This window comes from Pseudomonas meliae (assembly GCF_001400515.1).
In the GTDB taxonomy this organism is placed as follows: Bacteria; Pseudomonadota; Gammaproteobacteria; order Pseudomonadales; family Pseudomonadaceae; genus Aquipseudomonas; species Aquipseudomonas amygdali.
The window spans coordinates 14,085-15,307 of sequence record NZ_LJQT01000362.1; the positions used below are offsets into that span (position 1 = coordinate 14,085).

Consider the following 1,223-nt stretch of genomic DNA (forward strand, 5'->3'; position numbering starts at 1 on the left):
TGTTTTACGACAGCACTGATGCACCTGGCGAATATGATCGTGCAGACGCTCTAGAAATGTGCGGAAAACTCTGTCGCATTCCGCTATCATACGGAAACCTATTCTTGATGGTTATTCGTCTATGTTGGTTGGGTACATGCGCGTGTCGTCGGACTCAGACAGGCAAAACACTGACTTACAACGCGATGCGCTGCTCAGTGCCGGCATCGATGCACGACACCTGTTTGAGGATTACGCCTCCGGCACGAAGGATAACCGCACGGGTTTGGCTCAAGCGCTCCAATTCGTTCGCCCCGGCGACGTACTTGTGGTCTGGAAGCTGGATCGGCTCGGTCGCTCGCTGTCGCATCTGCTCAGCATCGTGACCTCGCTCCGGGACAAACAGGTGGCGTTCCGCTCGCTGACCGAGGGCATGGATACCACCACGGCGTCTGGCGAGCTGCTTTTTCATGTGTTCGGTGCGCTCGCGCAATACGAACGCGCGCTGATCCAGGAGCGCGTCGTCGCGGGTCTGGCCGCCGCCCGGCGGCGCGGTCGCATTGGCGGACGGCCGCAGGCGATCACCGGTGAGAAGCTGGATGCCATCGTTGCTGCGCTGAACGATGGCATGTCTAAGGCCGCCGTGTGCCGTAACTTCGGTGTTAAGCGCACCACCTTGATCGAAACCCTGGCGCGTGTCGGTAGGCAAGGTTACGGAAGAGTTGCTGATGATCCATAAGAACAAGCTGATCAGTGTCCTGTCCGACGCCGAACAGGAAGCCCTATACGGGTTGCCGGATTTCGACGACGGTCAGCGACTTGAATTTCTATCGTTATCGGAAACCGAACTGGCGTTCGTCGGCAATCGTCCCAGCCTACCTGCCCAAGTCCACTGCTTTTTGCAGATCGGTTACTTCAAGGCCAAGCATGCCTTCTTCCGCTTCGACTGGAACGAGGTCGAGGACGATTGCACTTTCGTGTTGAGCCGCTATTTCCACGGCGAGACGTTCGAGCGCAAGCCGATCACCAAACATGAGCATTACACCCAGCGCGAAGGGGTCTCCGAGCTGTTCGGCTATCGGCTTTGGACGGCCGACTTCCTGCCGCAGCTTGGGCAGCAGGCCACGCAAGCCGCAAGGCGTGACATGACGCCAGGGTTCGTGGCCGCCGAGCTGATCGTCTGGCTCAACGAGCACAAGATCATCCGGCCCGGCTACACCACCCTGCAAGAGCTGGTCAGCGAA

2 protein-coding genes are annotated in these 1,223 nt (G+C 58.7%); both read left to right on the top strand.

Going from position 1 to position 1,223, the window contains the following annotated elements; translation table 11 throughout:
• Positions 1-121: 121 nt before the first annotated feature.
• Positions 122-718: a recombinase family protein gene (locus ALO64_RS17420; protein ID WP_003381935.1), complete on the top strand. Its 597-nt coding sequence runs from the start codon at positions 122-124 to the stop codon at positions 716-718.
• The coding region (locus tag ALO64_RS17425; protein ID WP_157058667.1) for a DUF4158 domain-containing protein at positions 708-1,223 on the top strand (516 nt) is incomplete at its 3' end. The genes ALO64_RS17420 and ALO64_RS17425, both read left to right, overlap by 11 nt.

Bases quoted from the DNA above. Each gene is read 5' to 3' on its own strand.
- ALO64_RS17420 (WP_003381935.1), top strand. From the start codon at position 122: ATGTTGGTTGGGTACATGCGCGTGTCGTCGGACTCAGACAGGCAAAAC.